The organism is Hymenobacter arcticus, from assembly GCF_054779975.1.
Genome location: NZ_BAAGXF010000002.1, coordinates 566678 through 582726, shown reverse-complemented (window position 1 = coordinate 582726; position 16049 = coordinate 566678). Strand labels below are relative to the sequence as shown.

At 61.1% G+C, this 16049-nt stretch carries 15 protein-coding genes; 10 read left to right on the top strand and 5 right to left on the bottom strand.

The features are described 5' to 3' along the window. Positions 1 to 8: 8 nt before the first annotated feature. Entirely contained in the window at positions 9 to 1256 is a 1248-nt protein-coding gene (locus ACYVGC_RS06045) for a hypothetical protein (protein ID WP_460582892.1), read from the bottom strand. A 293-nt stretch (positions 1257 to 1549) separates the two neighbouring features. Between ACYVGC_RS06045 and ACYVGC_RS06040 the strand changes: the two genes are divergently transcribed. Continuing rightward, on the top strand, positions 1550 to 3151 hold the full coding sequence (locus ACYVGC_RS06040) for a DUF1800 domain-containing protein (protein WP_460582891.1): 1602 nt from the start codon (positions 1550 to 1552) through the stop codon (positions 3149 to 3151). Positions 3152 to 3207: 56 nt separating this feature from the next. Further along, positions 3208 to 4434, top strand: a complete 1227-nt coding sequence (locus ACYVGC_RS06035; RefSeq protein WP_460582890.1) for a DUF1501 domain-containing protein — start codon at positions 3208 to 3210, stop codon at positions 4432 to 4434. Positions 4435 to 4574: 140 nt separating this feature from the next. On the opposite strand, the gene ACYVGC_RS06030 is transcribed toward ACYVGC_RS06035, so the two are convergent. Next, positions 4575 to 5411: a hypothetical protein gene (locus tag ACYVGC_RS06030; protein ID WP_460582889.1), complete on the bottom strand. Its 837-nt coding sequence runs from the start codon at positions 5409 to 5411 to the stop codon at positions 4575 to 4577. 167 nt (positions 5412 to 5578) lie between these two features. On the opposite strand from ACYVGC_RS06030, the gene ACYVGC_RS06025 reads away from it, so the two are divergent. Further along, positions 5579 to 6412: an energy transducer TonB gene (locus ACYVGC_RS06025; RefSeq protein WP_460582888.1), complete on the top strand. Its 834-nt coding sequence runs from the start codon at positions 5579 to 5581 to the stop codon at positions 6410 to 6412. A gap of 13 nt (positions 6413 to 6425) precedes the next feature. Here ACYVGC_RS06025 and ACYVGC_RS06020 read toward each other — a convergent pair whose 3' ends face one another. Next, entirely contained in the window at positions 6426 to 7190 is a 765-nt protein-coding gene (locus ACYVGC_RS06020; RefSeq protein WP_460582887.1) for an alpha/beta fold hydrolase, read from the bottom strand. A 50-nt stretch (positions 7191 to 7240) separates the two neighbouring features. Here ACYVGC_RS06020 and ACYVGC_RS06015 point away from each other — a divergent pair, with 50 nt between their 5' ends. From ACYVGC_RS06015 to ACYVGC_RS05985, 7 genes are all read left to right on the top strand, one after another. Then, on the top strand, positions 7241 to 8212 hold the full coding sequence (locus ACYVGC_RS06015) for an SRPBCC family protein (protein ID WP_460582886.1): 972 nt from the start codon (positions 7241 to 7243) through the stop codon (positions 8210 to 8212). A gap of 114 nt (positions 8213 to 8326) precedes the next feature. Next, on the top strand, positions 8327 to 9616 hold the full coding sequence (locus ACYVGC_RS06010) for a PQQ-dependent sugar dehydrogenase (RefSeq protein WP_460582885.1): 1290 nt from the start codon (positions 8327 to 8329) through the stop codon (positions 9614 to 9616). Then, positions 9616 to 10068 carry a c-type cytochrome gene (locus ACYVGC_RS06005; RefSeq protein ID WP_460582884.1) on the top strand — a complete coding sequence of 151 codons (453 nt, stop codon included), beginning with the start codon at positions 9616 to 9618 and terminating at the stop codon, positions 10066 to 10068. The genes ACYVGC_RS06010 and ACYVGC_RS06005 overlap by 1 nt, the downstream gene beginning before the upstream one ends. Positions 10069 to 10151: 83 nt before the next feature. After that, on the top strand, positions 10152 to 11384 hold the full coding sequence (locus tag ACYVGC_RS06000; RefSeq protein ID WP_460582883.1) for an AAA family ATPase: 1233 nt from the start codon (positions 10152 to 10154) through the stop codon (positions 11382 to 11384). Then, a complete protein-coding gene (locus ACYVGC_RS05995; RefSeq protein ID WP_460582882.1) occupies positions 11384 to 11932 on the top strand; it encodes a hypothetical protein in 549 nt (182 codons plus the stop codon). Before ACYVGC_RS06000 ends, ACYVGC_RS05995 begins: the two co-directional genes overlap by 1 nt. A gap of 74 nt (positions 11933 to 12006) precedes the next feature. Beyond that, complete coding sequence (locus tag ACYVGC_RS05990) at positions 12007 to 12885, top strand: pirin family protein (RefSeq protein ID WP_460582881.1); 879 nt, start codon at positions 12007 to 12009, stop codon at positions 12883 to 12885. A 194-nt stretch (positions 12886 to 13079) separates the two neighbouring features. After that, positions 13080 to 14249: a Gfo/Idh/MocA family protein gene (locus ACYVGC_RS05985; RefSeq protein WP_460582880.1), complete on the top strand. Its 1170-nt coding sequence runs from the start codon at positions 13080 to 13082 to the stop codon at positions 14247 to 14249. A gap of 72 nt (positions 14250 to 14321) precedes the next feature. Here the strand turns inward: ACYVGC_RS05985 and ACYVGC_RS05980 are convergent, their stop codons facing one another. Together ACYVGC_RS05980 and ACYVGC_RS05975 are read right to left on the bottom strand one after the other, a co-directional pair. Continuing rightward, positions 14322 to 14885 carry a DUF4136 domain-containing protein gene (locus tag ACYVGC_RS05980; RefSeq protein ID WP_460582879.1) on the bottom strand — a complete coding sequence of 188 codons (564 nt, stop codon included), beginning with the start codon at positions 14883 to 14885 and terminating at the stop codon, positions 14322 to 14324. Between the two features lie 87 nt (positions 14886 to 14972). Continuing rightward, complete coding sequence (locus ACYVGC_RS05975) at positions 14973 to 15839, bottom strand: aldo/keto reductase (RefSeq protein WP_460582878.1); 867 nt, start codon at positions 15837 to 15839, stop codon at positions 14973 to 14975. Positions 15840 to 16049: the final 210 nt, after the last annotated feature.

The window sequence follows — 16049 nt, the reverse complement described above, 5'->3', positions numbered from 1 at the left end:
AACCCCTTCTACCAAGCGTTGAAATACAGCTGCTTATTGACGTAGTCGATGGTGGGACGGTACTCACTCAGCAGCGGGTAGCCCACGAGGCCCTGCAAGGCCTCGCGGTTGGGGTTTTGGTTGAGGTGGGCCATGTCGGCAAACACCGTATCCTGCTTGCGGAAAGCCAGCGGGCCAGCCAGGCGCACCTCGGGCAGGCGGGCGGTGGTGACGGTGCGGGCGGCGGCATCGGCCCCGCTCAGCTGGGCAGTAGAGGCCCGGCGCAGCACGCGGGCCAGCCCGGCCTCGTACTGCTGGTCGAGCAGGTTGGCCTGCGCGCCGCAGTCTACGCCCACCCGAAACGTTTGGCCCCCGGCAGTCATGGTCACCACGGGCAGGTGGCCGCTCAGGGTGAAGGGCACACGCATAAGCACAGCGGGCGGCGTGGCGGCCGGGTCGGGCTGGCGCAGCAGCACCTTGCCGGCCCGGTAATCCAGGGTTAAGGCATACTGGCTCAGGATATTATAGCCGATGAGCCCGAGCAGCGTGGTGCCCCCCAGCTTCTGTTCAAGGCTGGTCAGGTCCAGGGTAGGCACTTCCTTGTTTTTGAATTTAATCCCTTGCCAATCAAAGCTTTGGGCAACGTGGTACGACAGGCCGGCCAGCTGGCCGTTTACGCCCGCGCCGCCAGTGGCGGCCAGCGTGGTTTCGGTGGCCGGGGCCGCAAACTCGCGCTTGTTCAGCACCAGGGCCGGGGCCCCGGTGTCGAGTAGGAAAGTGCCGCGGCGGCCGTCTACCTCGGCCTCTACCAGCAGCAGGCCGTTGCGCAGCTGGGCGGGAGCCTCGAGCTGGGGCGGAGTGGTGAGCTCGCCAGGGCCGAAGGTGGTCGAAATCTTCTTGGTGCCGGCCGGCATCAGGTTCAGCTCGGCAAACTGCCCGGCCGGGGTAAGCACCATATCCACCTCTTTCTCAGTGCCTTTACGAGTCAGGGCGCACACGTAGCGGGTGTTGGGGCCGGCGGGCTCCTGGCGCACCACGCGCAGGCCTTCAATTGGCCCGTATTGCGGCAGCAGCTGCGTTAACAGCTGCGTGGTGTAGGCGGCGGGCAGGCTGCCCACGCGGGTTTCGGGGGTGAGATAGGGCTGCACGGGGGCCAGCGATTTGCCGTTGAGCGCCGCCACAAGCTGGTCGAGGGCGGCCACGCCGGTGGCCTGCTGAGCGAGGGCTACCGGCGCTAAACCGCAGTATAAGAGGAGGAAATAAAGTAGCTTTTGCATAGACCTTATTGGAAACGAAAGCACAGGCCGAGCCAGTTGGCGCAACTTGCAAGTAAGGGTACATGCACCGGTCCGCCGGCGAAGCCGGCCGACCGGTTGTCGCATAAACGAGGCCTGCCCGACTGGCTAAAGCGGCGCACGCGTCAACCGGTCGGCCGTGCACCGGTCCGCCAGTGAAGCCGGCCGACCGGTGCACGTATGTACGCAAGGCTTCGGAAAACAAATTTCCGTTGCTTGACCACGGCCGTTTCCTCGGTTTTTAAACCATTAGCCCGGCCCGGCGTCCAAGCACCATGAACGCACAGCAGCTCCAGCATTTGTATTGGCGGGCCGGCTTTGGGCCGCGCCCCCAGGATGTGGCCGCCGGCGGCAGCCCCAGCAAAGCGCTGCGCCAGCTGCTACACGAGGCGCGGGCGTACGCACCCATCCCAAGCTCGTCGCTGGCCGCCTTTAGCGACCCGCTGGGCGCGGTGATGGCCGTGCCGCCCGGCGCGGCCCCGGCGGGCATGGCCGCGGGCCCGGCCGCCGCGCCACCCGCCCCGGCCAGCTCGGCGCAGCCGGGCACACTCAACCCCGCGCCTACCCTGCCGCCCCTCGCGGCCGTGGATGCGCTGCGCCCGCGCTCGGCGCTGGCCATGCGCCGCCAGGGCGTGCCGCAGCTGCGCCGCGCGGCTCTCACGCCCGAGCAGCGCAAAATGCAGAATGCCGGCATCCGCGACGCATTTATGGGCATGAGCACCGCCTGGATGGACCAGATGGCCACCTCGCCCGGCCAGCTGCGCGAGAAAGTGGCGCTGTTCTGGCACGGGCACTTTGCCTGCCGCACCCGCCGGCCCGACGACTCGCTGGCGCTGCTCAACACCATTCGCGAAAAGGCGCTGGGCAAGTTCCCCGACCTGCTGCTGGCCGTGAGCCAGGAGCCGGCCATGCTGCAATTTCTTAATAATCAGCAGAATAGAAAGCAGCACCCTAACGAGAACTTTGCCCGCGAGGTGATGGAGCTCTTTACGCTGGGCCGGGGCAACTACACCGAGCTCGATGTGAAGGAGGCCGCCCGCGCCTTCACCGGCTGGGGCTACGACGCGCAAAGCCGCTTCAAGTTTCGGGAGCGCGAGCACGATGCGGATACCAAAACCCTGCTGGGTGAAACCGGTAATTTTGGCGGTGAGGACGCCCTGCGCATCATCACGCAACAGCCGGCGCTGGCCACGTTTATCGTGACCAAAATGTACCGCTTCTTCGTGAACGACGTGCCCGACCCCACCCGCATTGCGCCGCTGGCCGCCGCGTTTCGCCACAGCGGCTATGATATCAGCGACCTGCTGGAACGGATGTTTTCGGCCGACTGGTTTTATGCGCCGGCTAACACGGGCAGCCTCATCAAGTCGCCGGTGGCGCTGGTGGCGGGCCTGCGCCGCACCCTCAACCTGCGCATCGACAACAACAAGCAGCTGCTGGGCTACCAAAAAGCTTTGGGCCAGACGCTTTTCATGCCACCCAACGTGGCCGGCTGGCCCGGCGGCCGCGCCTGGATAGACTCGTCGTCGCTGCTGCTGCGCTTGCAGCTACCGAGCATCCTGTTCAAAAACGCCGAGTTTGCGGTGCGCCTCAAAGACGACGAAAACGACATCACGCCCCAAACTACCGGTAAGGAGCGGCTCGTTAAAAACACCGAAACCACGCACCTACCGCTGGCTCCCATTCAGCAGCTGCTGGGTGCCGCACCGGCCGATGCGCAGCCGCAGCTACTAGCTAACTTCTTACTAACTATTCCTTTGCGCGCTGAAAACCTGGCTTTGGTGCAGCAAGCCGCCGCCAAAGCCACCACGCCCGAAGAGAGGCTGCGCAACACGCTGGTGAGTTTGTTGAGCTTGCCGGAATACCAACTGGCGTAGGGTTACCCCGTGGAGGGCGATTCATTATCAGCGCAATAATCATAAATCAATAATTTATGCAACGTCGCCAATTTATTCAAGCCTCGGCCCTGGCCAGCACACTGCTGCTGGTGCCCAAGTTTTTGCACGCCCTCGACCGGCCCGCAAACCAACTGGCGGCGCGGCTGCGCGATGCACCCGGCGGGGCGGCCAAGCGCCTGGTTGTGGTGCAGCTGGGCGGCGGCAACGACGGGCTTAATACCATCATTCCGTTTCGTAACGACCTGTATTACAAGGCCCGGCCCACCCTGGCGCTGAAGGATACCGAGGGCCTGCTGCCCATCAGCGACGAGTTGGCGCTGCACCCGGCCATGAAGGGCTTGAAAGGGCTGTTTGACCAGGGGCAGGTGGCGATTTGCAACGCCGTGGGCTACCCGAACCCCGACCGCTCGCACTTTCGCTCCATGGATATTTGGCAGACGGGCTCGGGCTCGGAGCAGCTGCTGAGCACCGGCTGGCTGGGCCGCTACCTCGACAGCACCTGCGCGGGCGGCGCGCCCGCCTACCAGGCCCTCGAAATCGACGATACGCTGAGCCTGGCGCTGAAAGGCGCGCAGCGCAACGGCCTGGCCCTCAAGAACCCCGGCAAGTTTCATCAGCTCACGCAGAGCCGCTACCTTAATGCGCTCAGCCAGGAAAAAGGCGTGGCTCCGGCCGGCTCGGAGCTGGATTACCTGTATAAAACGCTGGCCGAAACGGCTTCGTCGGCCGACTACCTCTTTGAGAAGTCGAAAATCCACACCAGCACGGCCACTTACCCCAACTCGGACTTTGGCAAGAGCCTGAAAACTACCGCCGAGCTTATCAACTCGGGCGTGGAATCGCGGGTGTACTACCTGGCGCTCAGCGGCTTCGATACCCACGTGCGGCAGCACGAGCAGCAGGGCCGCCTGCTGGGTGAGCTCTCGGACGGCCTGGCCGCGCTGGCCGCCGACCTGCAAAAAAGCAACGAGTGGAACAACACGCTGGTGCTGGTATTCAGCGAGTTTGGCCGGCGCGTGGGCCAGAATGCCAGCAACGGCACCGACCACGGCACCGCCAACAACGTGTTTCTGCTGAGCGGCGCGCTTCGCAAGCCTGGCCTGCTCAACCAGCCCGCCAGCCTCGCCGACCTCGACCAGGGCGACCTGCGCTACCAGCTCGACTTTAGAAGCCTCTACGCCAGCATCTTAACCGACTGGCTCGGGGCCGACGACAAGCTAGTGCTGGGACCCGGCATCGAGAAGCTGGCGGGCCTTGTTTAATGATTCATTACCAGCTACTTGTCATTGCGAGCGCAACGCAGTGGAGCGCGGCAATCTTTCCTGCACGCCAGGCTTACTACTCCAACGATTAGGAAAGATTGCTACGCTCCACTGCGTTGCGCTCGCAATGACAACTAGTATTAAAGCGGCACCATGAACCCAAAGCCATATAGCCACTGGGCCGAGCCGAACTGGTGCGTGACGCGGCCCAGGCGGTCGGCGCCGATGTAGCTGTTGGTGTAGCGAGCGTAGGCTCCCTGGAAATCAGAGCTTAGGAAAAAGTACTTGTAGAGCTCCAGGCGCAGGCCGCCGCTGGCCCCGGCCACCCAGCCTTCGTAGTGAAACGGCCCCTCGGCGTGGCTGGTAAAAATGGACGAGATGGTGTACGATATCATGGGCCCGCCGCCCACCTTGCCAATGGCGCTGAGCGTGACGTGCCGCCCGGCCCGCAGCTGCCAGCGCTTCACCAGGTTGGCCATTAGGTAGTTGTTACCATTAGTGTGCTGCAGGTGCACGAAGTCGGGCGTTACCACGGTGTCGCGGTCGAACTTGTAGCCCCGAATCTGGCCCGACACGCGCATGGTCTGGAAGTCATCGACCACGTACTTGAGGTGGTTCCAGCTGACCTCGATGCCTAGGTCATGCTTGTCGTGAAACATGTAGCCCACCGTGAGGTCGTACTGCGGCACTGTGAGGTTGCTGAGCTTCCAGAAGTCGCTCATGCTGGGGTGGTCGTGGGCTACAGCATCGTGAAAGGTGAAGTCGTAATCGTCTGACTTATCGTTTTTAAAGCGGATATCGGACTTGGTGTACCAGTCGCGGTTGTAGCTCCAGTTGAGGTACACGGCACCGTGGTCGCGGGTGGTAGGCACGCCAGCCAGGGTAGCCGTGGGGGTAGCAGTTGGCCCGGCAATCTGGGCGTGCCCCGTGCTGGCTAAGCCCAGCAGTAGGCCCGCCAATACTAGATAGTTCTTCATTAATAGCGCGTCGCAAAACCTTGCCATAGGCGCAAGGCTACTCAAAGTTACGGCCGGGGCCTTGAGCGCCGGCCGCACCGCGCGGCCGTTTCCTGTAGAAAAGATGTAGGGCGGCCACGCTTCCTCTGGTGGGGCGCTATATTTGGCCGGCTCTACTTCGCACCGTTATGCAACGCCCTTATCATCGTTTTCTGTTTCCCCAACTGCTAAGCCAGCCAATGTGCCTGAGCTTATTGGCGCTCTTGCTGGGGCTGGCACCCCGCTTGGCAGCCGCCCAGGTAACACCACTGGTATTCCCAGCCGGTACCGACTCGAACACGCCCGTATACCTCGGCCCACGCTTTCGGGGTGGGCCCGACTCGGTGCGGGCGGTAGTGGCGCGGGCCCTGCGCCCGGCCAGTGCCGCGCTGGCCGGCCAGGTTTACTTGCACCTGGAGTTGAATGAAGTGGGCGCGGTGCGCGCCAGCTACCTGCTGCCGCCGCCCCGCAACACGCCGGCCGCCAACCTGGCCCGCCATACGGACGTGCAGGCCCTGGCCCAGCAACTAGCCAAGCGCCTGACCCCGTGGCAAATACCACCCAACACCGGCTCCTACCAAGGCCCTACCGTACTCAATACCCTGAACGTGCCCCTGACATTTGGAGCTGGCGCACCTGCCGCCCCGCTCAGCTACAGCGACGAGATGCCCACGTTTCGGCTGGCCGGCAGCCGGCCCGGCGGCACCGCAATTTTTTCCTTGGTCAGCCTGTTGCAGCGGCAGATTCTATTTCCAGCCACCGACATCCGCAACCGCGTATCGGGCACCGTGTATGCCTACCTGGAGGTGAGTGCAACCGGCGTGGTCGAGCAGCGCCGCATCGTGGGCAGCCTCAGCCCTACCCTCGATGCCGAGGTGCTGCGCGTGCTTGAGCTGGTACCTACGGCCAGCACGCCACCCCGCCAGGCAGGCCGCCCGGTGCGGGTGGGCTACGTGCTGCCGTTCAACTTCAAAACGATTTAGAGCATTCAGTAGCCTACCCTTCCCCAAACGCCGCGCCGGCCAGCGCCAGCACGGCACGGCGCGTGGCCTCGGGCTGCTCCAGGTAGGCCTGGTGGCCGCTGCCTTCGAGGAAGAGCGCCGAGGCCACGGGCGCCAGCGCGGCCTGGGCCACCGAGTCGGCCAGGGGCACGGCTACGTCGTGCTTGCCGGCCACCAGCAGCACCGGAAACCGGGCGGTGCGCAGCACGGTGGTGCGGTCGGGCCGGGCGGCCATGGCGCGCAGGGCCCCGGCAATAGTGGCCTCGGGCGTGGCCTTGCCGATGTCTTCGAGCAGGGCCAGGGCTTCGGGCAGGCGGTCGCGGTTGGCGGGGGCAAACAGCGGGCGCACAAAGCTTTCCATGAATTTAAACAGGCCGTGACGCTCCACGAAGCCAATATTTTTCTCGCGGTTTTGGCGCTTCTCGTCGGTGTCGGGCCGGGCCGTGGAATTGATGAGGGCCAGGCCGGCCACGCGGTCGGGGTAGCGCTCGGCCAGGGCCAGGGCCACGTAGCCACCCATGCTGTGGCCCACCACCAGCACCGGGCCAGTGGCACCTTTCTGGTCGAGGTAGCTCACCACGTAGCGCGCCTGTGCCTCCATGCTGAAATCGGGCACGGCGGCACGGTTGGTGCCGTGGCCCAGCAGGTTGGGCGTGAGCAGGCGGTAGGCGGCCGGAAAGGGCCGGGTAAACTCGGTCCAGACTTCGCGGCTTTCGGCAAAGCCGTGCAAAAACAGGATGGTGGGCGCGGTGGGCAACATGGCGAACGGGTACCTTGCGGACGGCAAGCTTAATTCGCCAAAACTACGGGATGATTTCACGCCAACGCTACCCTTTTTTATTCGCGGCCGGCCTGGGCCTGACGTTTGCGCTGGTGTCGCGCTACCTGTTTGACGACCAGCTGGGCGACCGGGCCGGGGGCCTGCTCACCATCAGCTTTTTGCTGCTGGTGCCGCTGGCGCTGGGGGCCATCACGGCGCACTTCCTGCCCGGCGGGCGCACGTTCTGGCGCATGTGCGGAGCGCCCTGGCTCACCTTGCTGCTGTTCGGCTTTACCACGATACTCTTTCATTTAGAAGGGCTTATCTGCCTCCTCATCATCGGGCCCGTCTTTTTTGTGCTGGCCTCCATGGGCGCCTTGATTTATACCAGCGTGGTAGACCTGCTGCCGCCCCGGGGCGATAAAACGCTGGTAGTGGCGGCGTTCGCGGTGCTGCCTTTCGTGGCCATTACCGTCGAAAACCGCTTCGACAACCCCGATAGCTTTCGGCGCATCGAAAACACGGTGGAGATAAACGCCCCGGCCGCCGTGGTGTGGCGGCACATCATTCGGGTAGCGCCCATTCAGGCCGCCGATTTGGGTGCTAGTATTATCGACGACATTGGTTTCCCGCGGCCCATCGAGGCCACGCTCACCCACGAGGGCGTGGGCGGCGTGCGCCACGCCACCTTCGAGCGCGGCGTCGAGTTTATCGAAACCGTGGACGAGTGGCGTCCCCTCAAGCGCCTGTCGTTCAGCATTTTGCCCAATACGGCTACCATTCCGCCCACTACCTTTGATGAGCACGTTATCGTGGGCGGGCGGTTTTTCGACGTGCTGCGCGGCACCTACGAACTGCGGCCTGCCGGCCCTGGCCGCACCCTGCTGGTGCTGCACAGCCAGCAGCGCCTCAGCACCCACCTCAACTGGTACGCCGGCCTGTGGACGGGCTTCGTGATGAGCGAAATCCAGGGCCGCATCCTGGGCGTGCTCAAGCGCCGCTGCGAGGCACCGGGCGCTTAGCGGCTGGCAGCCCTGGGCTGGCCTAAGGTCTTCTTAAGCAACCTTCACCGGCCGTTCGCAGTTGGGAGAATTGCTGCCTCACCAATTCCTAATCCGCCTAAATTCCCTTTACTGATGAAATCCTTTTCCCCCCGCCTACTGCTCGCCGTGCCCGCCCTGGCGGCCGGCCTGGCCCTCGTGGCCAGCCGCCCCACCGCGCCCACCATCGCCCCCGACCCCGACAACGCCGGCCTGAAGCTGCCCGCCGGCTTCGGAGCGCTTAAAGTGGCCGAAACCGGGGCCAAAGCCCGCCACATCGCCATCACGCCCCAGGGCATCATCTACGTGAAGCTGGCCAAGGTGAAAGACGGCAAGGGCGTGCTGGTGCTCCACAGCCAGCCCACTGGCAAAGCCACCGTCACGGGCGGCTTTGGTGACTACGGCGGCACGGGCATGTACGAGAAGAATGGTTACCTCTACGCCTCTTCCGATTACGCCGTGTACCGCTACAAGCTCGATGCCAAGGGCGAAGTAGCCGACCCCAGCAAGCCCGAGCTGCTGGTGCGCGGCCTCAAAGTAGGCAGCCAGCACGAGACGAAGTCTATTGTACTGGATAATGCTGACAACCTGTACGTTAATATCGGAGCCTACGCCAACGCCTGCCAGGAGCAGGACCGCACGCGCGACTCGAAAGGCATTCCCAACTGCCCCATTCTGGACTCGGCCGCCGGCATCTGGCAGTTTAAGGCCGACCGCCTCAACCAGCGCTACCCCGAGGGCACGCGCTACGCCACCGGCCTGCGCAACGTGGTGGGCCTCGACTGGAACCAGCAAGATAACCAGCTCTTTGTGATGCAGCACGGCCGCGACCAGCTGCACGACAACTGGCCCGCCCTCTACACCGACCAGCAGTCGGCCCAGCTGCCCGCCGAGTGCATGTTTGCCCTCACCAAGGGCGCCAATGCCGGCTGGCCCTACACCTACTACGACCCCCAGCGCAAGGAAGTAATGCAGGGCCCCGAGTACGGCGGCGATGGCAAAACGCCCGCCAAAGGCGACTACATTAAGCCCGCCGCGGCCTTCCCCGCCCACATGGCCCCCAACGGCCTGCTCTTCTACACCGGCACCATGTTTCCGGCCAAGTACCGCAACGGCGCGTTCATCGCCTTCCACGGCTCCTGGAACCGCGCCCCCGAGCCCCAGGCGGGCTACTACGTAGTGTTTCAGCCCTTTAAGGATGGCAAGCCCAGCGGCCAGTGGGAAGTATTTGCCGATAACTTCGCGGGCTCGGCGGCCAAAACGGCCAGCGGCCGCGCCGACCACCGCCCCTGCGGCCTTGCCCAGGCCCCCGACGGCTCGCTCTACGTCACCGACGACACCAAGGGCACCATCTACCGCATCGTGTACACGGCCAAGAAATCATAATGAGCAAGCAAATTTTTCTGGCTACCGCGCTGGCTTTCGGCGCGTTATCGCTGCAAGCGCAGCACCGCCCTACCCCTAAAGCCAAGGTCAAAACCGCCGCCAATCCGGCCCTCACGGCCTCCCTCACCCGCGGCGCGGTGGTGTACAAAAACGTGTGCATCACCTGCCACATGGCCGATGGTGGCGGCGTGCCCAACATGAACCCACCGCTCACCAAAACCGAATACGTGCTCGGCGACAAAACCCGCCTGGCCCACATCGTGCTGGCCGGTCTGGCCGAGCCCATCGAAATCGACGGCAACGACTACAAGCAGCACATGCCCGCCCAGGCCTACCTCACCGACCAGCAGGTGGCCGACGTGCTCACCTACGTGCGCAACAACTTCGGCAACAAAGCCAGCGCCGTGCAGGTAGCCGAGGTAAAAGCCGTGCGCGACAAGCTACCGAAGTAGCTGCTACTCAGATGCTACACGCGGCGGCCCTGGCAACGGGGCCGCCGCGTTGTATTTTTAGCCCCCTCCTATTTCCTCCCGCCATGAACGAGCAGCTGATTGTCAAGAACTTCGGACCCATCAAAGACGCCACGGTGGACTTTAAGCGGGTCACGGTTTTCATTGGGCCAACGGGCGGGGGCAAGAGTACGCTGGCGAAGCTAGCGGCCATTTTTCATACTTCTCTTTATAACAAAAGTCTTAATACCCCTTCGCAAAAAGAAGACTGCTTACACGATTATAACCTTTCGGAATTCATGGGTAGAAACCCAATGGCCTCATTGAAATCTAGCGAATTGTTCAAATCTTTATTATTTGTAGAGGGCCAAATTGCTGTAAGATTAGAAAATGATAGGGATGAATTTGCTTTTGATTATAAAAAGTCACAAAATCTAGTTGATGAGGCTCGTAACTTATTAGAAAAATTACATCCTGATTTACATAATGAGGACAGAATTAAAATTATAAAAAATATAAATGACTTACTTGACCAAGCCAGCGTCAGTAGAAATAAAACATTAAAAGCGGGAGAACTTGCTTTTAAATCATTGCCCTTATACATTCCTTCTGACCGCGCATTTGTATCATCTATAAGCTCTTCGTTTGCTGGATTGATGCGCGACGATATTGGCTTACCTAAACCATTACTCAACTTTGCTAATGCTTTCTTCCAAGCACGAGATGAGATTTATAGCTTAGAAATAAATTTTTTGAACGTTGAATATCTCAGACACGACAATAAGGACTACGTAAGCTTTTCAAGCCACGGAAAACAAGCTTCTCTCCAATTAAATGAAACCGCCAGCGGTATCCAATCCGTCACGCCGCTGCTAGTGCTGCTAGAGCACCTGAGTCGCAACACCGAACAGGCGCAAAGCTTCATCATCGAAGAGCCGGAGCTAAACCTCTACCCCACCGCCCAACAAGGGCTGCTGAACTGGCTGGTGGAGAAATGTACCAAAGGCGACAACGACCTGACTATCACCACGCACAGCCCCTATATCTTATCCAGCTGCAATCTGCTGCTGGAGGCCTACAAAGTGGCCCAGCTACGCCCCGACTTGGAGGACGAGATAGCCGCTATCGTACCAAAAGCATGTTGGCTGAACCCCGACGAATTTGCCGCTTACTATGTAGCCGATGGCACGGTGAAACCCATTACCGACGAGCGCACGCACCTTATTGGCGGTAATGAGTTAGATGCTGTATCGGGTGATATTTCGGATAGCTTCCACAAATTATTACGCCTGCAAAAACAAAAATCGCAGTCCGTCTAATGGAAAACGCCATTAAGCGACGCTATACGCATTGTCGCCAAAATAATTGCGTACAAACTTGCCCTAGCGGCAGCAGTAACTACGAAGACCCCACCATTGGCTGCGTTCAATTAGCAACGGGTGATTATGACGAAGAGCGCCACTTTACTGTGCATACCAATGGGCAGCAAGCTGTCACCTTGGTTGCTATTGACAAATGCCTTATTGGCCAGGGCCCAACTAAACCCAAGCGTTGCGATTGCGCTTTTTATACGTCTGATAAAATTGCTTTCGTAGAATTCAAGCTGCGTCCCCCAGAACGCGAACGGCAAGAAGACACTCGACAGGACAAGCGACTAGCAGAAGCAGCCGAGCAATTGATTGCCAGCATTAAATCGTTTGAGGCCGAAGGCTTCATCACGACGCACGAAGTGGAAGCATATGCACACGTTGGCTTCCAGCCAATTATTCCGGCCCCTACCACCACGCTGACTAACTTGGCAACGCTGATAAATGCTGAAACTGAAAGCTTCGTTGATTTTTTTGCTACAAACGAAGTGACGCTTTAAGCTTGGTCGCCCACAACCTTTTGCCCCGCCCTAGCTTATAAAAGCTGTACCTACACAGTTTTACTTCAACAGCTATGGCCTCCGAATTCCGCCGCATATTTCAGGTTATTGATGGCAACAAGAAGCTCGTCGGCGACGGCTTCGACGTGACCAGCCCCATGCCGGGGCCGCGCATCCGGCAGCTGAGTCCCTACCTGCTCATCGACCACATCGGGCCCATGCAGATTGCGCCCACCGACACGCCGCTGGGCTCGCCACCCCACCCCCACCGCGGCTTCGAAACCGTGACCGTGGTGTATGACGGCCACCTGGCCCACCGCGACACGGCCGGCCACGACGGCAGCATCGGCCCCGGCGATGTGCAGTGGATGACCGCCGGCGCGGGTCTGCGCCACGCCGAGATGTACGACCGCGACTTTGCCCGGCGCGGCGGCACCCTGGAGCTGCTGCAACTGTGGGTAAACATGCCCAAGGCCGACAAGCTGGTGCCGCCCAAGTACCAGGAACTGCTGACCGCCGCCATCCCCCGCGTGCCGCTGCCCGATGGCCAAAGCAGCATCCGCGTAATCGCGGGCAGCTACGGCGGGGCCACCGGTCCGGCCAGCACGTTTTCGCCCATCACCCTGCTGGACTTACACTTAGCCCAGGGGGCTGACTTTGTACTCACGCTGCCCGCTGCCTACAACGTGGGCCTCTACGTAGTGCGCGGCGCGGTGCTGGTGAATGGCGACCGGCCCGCCAAAACCCAGCAGCTCGTAGTGCTGGGCTGGAATTCGACCGACGTGCAGCTCACCTCTACCGAAGACAGCCTTGTGCTGGTGCTGGCCGGCGCGCCCATCGAAGAGCCGCTGGCTACCTACGGCCCCTTCGTGATGAATACCAACGAGGAGCTGATGGCCGCCATTGCCGACTTCGAGAGCGGCAACATGGGTAAATTTCCGGAGGACGAGTAGCGCTAGCGGGCAGTTTGTTAGGGTTTTAATCGTTGTCATGCTGACGAAGGAAGCATCCTATCAGGATAGAACGGCTTGTTCTACCCTCATAGGATGCTTCCTTCGTCAGCATGACAGATGTCTGAGGACCAACCTCCACACAACCCGTATCCTGCTTTGCGGGTACTCACTACCTCACCCTACCTACCCAACTCATGAACAACGACTTTGCTTCCACTACTTCCCGCCGCGCGTTCATGCGCACGCTTTCGCTGGGGGCGGGCGCTACGCTGGCGGGCACCGCAGCGCTGGCGGGGCCGCTGGGCTGGCTGGCACCCGAGCGCAAGCTGGGCGTAGCGCTGGTGGGCCTGGGTAATTACAGCAAGGGCCAGCTGGCCCCGGCGTTGCAGCAAACCAAGTACTGCCAATTGGCGGGCATCGTGACGGGCTCGCCAGAGAAGGCGGCGCAGTGGCAAAAGCAGTACGGTCTGCCAGCCAAGAACTGCTACGACTATAAAACCTTCGACCGAATAATTGCTAACCCCGCCATCGACATTGTGTACGTGGTGCTGCCCAATGCCCTGCACGCCGAGTACGTGGTGCGAGCCGCGCAGGCCGGCAAGCATGTCATTTGCGAGAAGCCGCTGGCCACCACGGCCGCCGATGCGCGCCAGATGATTGCGGCTATGAAAAAGGCGGGCAAGCAGTTCAGCGTGGGCTACCGGCTGCACTTCGAGCCGCACAATCAAGCCATGATGCGCCTAGGCCAAACGCAGGCATACGGCAACATCACCCACCTGGCGGCCGACAACGGCTTCAAATTCGACAGCGGCAGCACGCCCTGGCGCGTGAATAAAAAGCTGAGCGGCGGCGGCCCGCTCATGGATATGGGCATTTATTGCCTGCAAGGCTGCCTCTACACCAAGGGCCAGGTACCCATCGCCATCACCTCGGCCAAGCTAGCGCCCGAAACTGGCACCGGCTACTTCAAAGAGGTGGAGGCGGGCCTGAGTTGGCAAATGCAGTTTGCCGATGGCTCGGTGGCCGATTGCCGCACCAGCTATGCCCAAAACCTAGAAGGCCGCCTGCGTGCCGATGCCACCAACGGCTGGCTGGAGCTAGAGCCAGCCTACGGCTACGGTGGTCTGGCGGGCAAAACCAGCAAAAACGACGGCCTGCTCAATCTCCCCAATATCAACCAGCAAGCGGCCCAGATGGACGACTTCGCGCAGTGCGTGCTGCAAAACAAGCCCACCCGCGTGCCCGGCGAAATGGGCCTGCGCGATGTGCAGCTGCTCGAAGCCATCTACCGCGCCGCCGAAACCGGCCAGTCCATCTCAACTAAAGACGTAGTGCAGCTCATCGACCGCAGCAACGGTAAGTAGCGCGGACTCTGTGAGTCCGCGCGTGGGTCGTTCCGCATCGTTCTACGCGCGGACTCGCAGAGTCCACGCTACCTACTTAGCCGGTACCGGGAACCGCGCAAACACGTCAGCTACACCCTTATCAATCTGCTTGGAAGCCCGAGCAGGAGTGCGCGAGAGCACAGTGGAAGTGGTGCCCTGCCACACCAGCTCTTTGCGGGCAGCATCAACCAGGTCGATGGTGGCGGTACCTTCTTGATATTGATTCACAGGCACTTCGCCTGCCTGCCAGTGGTAGTTGCGCTGGCCGATGTAGTTACGCAGGCCATCCTGCCGGAAGTTAGTTTCGCGCGTTTGCACGCGCTGCTCAGTGGTAAGGCCGATGTTCACCCACAGGTCGGGCTGGTCGGCTTTCTGGAAGCCGCGGGCCTCCATTTCGCGCGTCACGGCCCGCTTGAGGTCGAAAATGTTGGAGCCTGAGCTTATAAAAGTCGAGTCGTTGCGGGCAATGGCGTCCATGAAGTTATAAGTCTTGTACTGCGCCAGGTTCACGCCCGGCCGGCTGTCGGTGCGCGTCACCTGCTCGGAGGAGCAGGCAGCCAGGCCCAGCGCCAGGCCAAGCAGGGGTTTCTGGAGGAAGCGGAGCAGCGTGGGCATGGGCGGGCAAGGTAGAAAACCAGGAAAAGCAAGAAGCCGGTTAGCGTTGCTAACCGGCTTCTTCTAACGCTCGAAAACCCGCCCGCGTTACGCGGCCTTGATTTTATCGAGCGTGGCCATGTCTTCGGCAGAGAGGTGAATATCAGCCGTTTTCATATTTTCTTCTAGGTGCTTTACTTTGGAAGTGCCGGGAATGAGCAGGATATTGGGCGAGTGGTGCAGCAGCCAGCTCAGGGCAATTTGCTGCTGGGTAGCGCCGTGCTTCTGAGCTAGTTGGTCGAGAGCCGCCAAGGCTTCCTTATTGCCGCCCGAGAGCGGGTACCACGGAATGAACGCCATGTTTTGCTCACGGGTGTAGTCGAGTACGGCTTCCCACTTGCGGTTATCAACCGAGTACATGTTCTGCACCGACACCACTTCGAAAAACTCCTGCGCCTTCTTAATTTGGTCTACATCAACTTCCGAGAGGCCAATGTGCTTAATCAGGCCATCCTGCTGCGCTTTTTTCAGGAAATTGAATGTGTCCTCCACCGGCACGTTAGGGTCGATGCGGTGCAGTTGGTACAAGTCAATCTGCTCGACTTTCAGGCGCTGGAGGCTGCCGTGCAGGGCTTCCTCCAGGTGCTTGGGGCTGGCATCAACGGGCCACTGGTTGGGGCCGGTGCGCAGCAAGCCGCCCTTGGTGCCAATAACGACGCCCTTATCGGTGTAGGGGTACAGCGCTTCGGCAATCAGCTCTTCCGACACATTCGGGCCGTAGCTGTCGGCGGTGTCAATGAAATCGACGCCCAGCTCCACGGCGCGCTTCAGCACCCGGATGGCTTCGGCCCGGTCCTGGGGCGGGCCCCAAATGCCGTCGCCGGTGATGCGCATGGCCCCGTAGCCGAGGCGCTTTACGGTGAGGTCGCCGCCGATGGTGAACGTAGCGGGGTAGGTTGCGGTGGTAGTTGCCATTTGTGGAAAATCTTGTTGGTAAGAGAGTTAACTAGCTGCTAATGTTATACAGAACTTACGCAAAATCAGTTGTCATTGCGAGCGCAACGCAGTGGAGCGCGGCAATCGCACCAAAACGATATTCGAACGACTCGTTCTAGTGCGATTGCTTCGCTATGCTCGCAATGACAACCGCTTTTGCGTAAGTATTAGTCAGATAAGACAACCAAA

Excerpts from the sequence above, each read along its gene's own strand:
- ACYVGC_RS06045 (WP_460582892.1), bottom strand. The coding sequence starts at position 1,256 with ATGCAAAAGCTACTTTATTTCCTCCTCTTATACTGCGGTTTAGCGCCG.
- ACYVGC_RS06040 (WP_460582891.1), top strand. The coding sequence starts at position 1,550 with ATGAACGCACAGCAGCTCCAGCATTTGTATTGGCGGGCCGGCTTTGGG.
- ACYVGC_RS06035 (WP_460582890.1), top strand. The coding sequence starts at position 3,208 with ATGCAACGTCGCCAATTTATTCAAGCCTCGGCCCTGGCCAGCACACTG.
- ACYVGC_RS06030 (WP_460582889.1), bottom strand. The coding sequence starts at position 5,411 with ATGAAGAACTATCTAGTATTGGCGGGCCTACTGCTGGGCTTAGCCAGC.
- ACYVGC_RS06025 (WP_460582888.1), top strand. The coding sequence starts at position 5,579 with ATGCAACGCCCTTATCATCGTTTTCTGTTTCCCCAACTGCTAAGCCAG.
- ACYVGC_RS06020 (WP_460582887.1), bottom strand. The coding sequence starts at position 7,190 with ATGTTGCCCACCGCGCCCACCATCCTGTTTTTGCACGGCTTTGCCGAA.
- ACYVGC_RS06015 (WP_460582886.1), top strand. The coding sequence starts at position 7,241 with ATGATTTCACGCCAACGCTACCCTTTTTTATTCGCGGCCGGCCTGGGC.
- ACYVGC_RS06010 (WP_460582885.1), top strand. The coding sequence starts at position 8,327 with ATGAAATCCTTTTCCCCCCGCCTACTGCTCGCCGTGCCCGCCCTGGCG.
- ACYVGC_RS06005 (WP_460582884.1), top strand. The coding sequence starts at position 9,616 with ATGAGCAAGCAAATTTTTCTGGCTACCGCGCTGGCTTTCGGCGCGTTA.
- ACYVGC_RS06000 (WP_460582883.1), top strand. The coding sequence starts at position 10,152 with ATGAACGAGCAGCTGATTGTCAAGAACTTCGGACCCATCAAAGACGCC.
- ACYVGC_RS05995 (WP_460582882.1), top strand. The coding sequence starts at position 11,384 with ATGGAAAACGCCATTAAGCGACGCTATACGCATTGTCGCCAAAATAAT.
- ACYVGC_RS05990 (WP_460582881.1), top strand. The coding sequence starts at position 12,007 with ATGGCCTCCGAATTCCGCCGCATATTTCAGGTTATTGATGGCAACAAG.
- ACYVGC_RS05985 (WP_460582880.1), top strand. The coding sequence starts at position 13,080 with ATGAACAACGACTTTGCTTCCACTACTTCCCGCCGCGCGTTCATGCGC.
- ACYVGC_RS05980 (WP_460582879.1), bottom strand. The coding sequence starts at position 14,885 with ATGCCCACGCTGCTCCGCTTCCTCCAGAAACCCCTGCTTGGCCTGGCG.
- ACYVGC_RS05975 (WP_460582878.1), bottom strand. The coding sequence starts at position 15,839 with ATGGCAACTACCACCGCAACCTACCCCGCTACGTTCACCATCGGCGGC.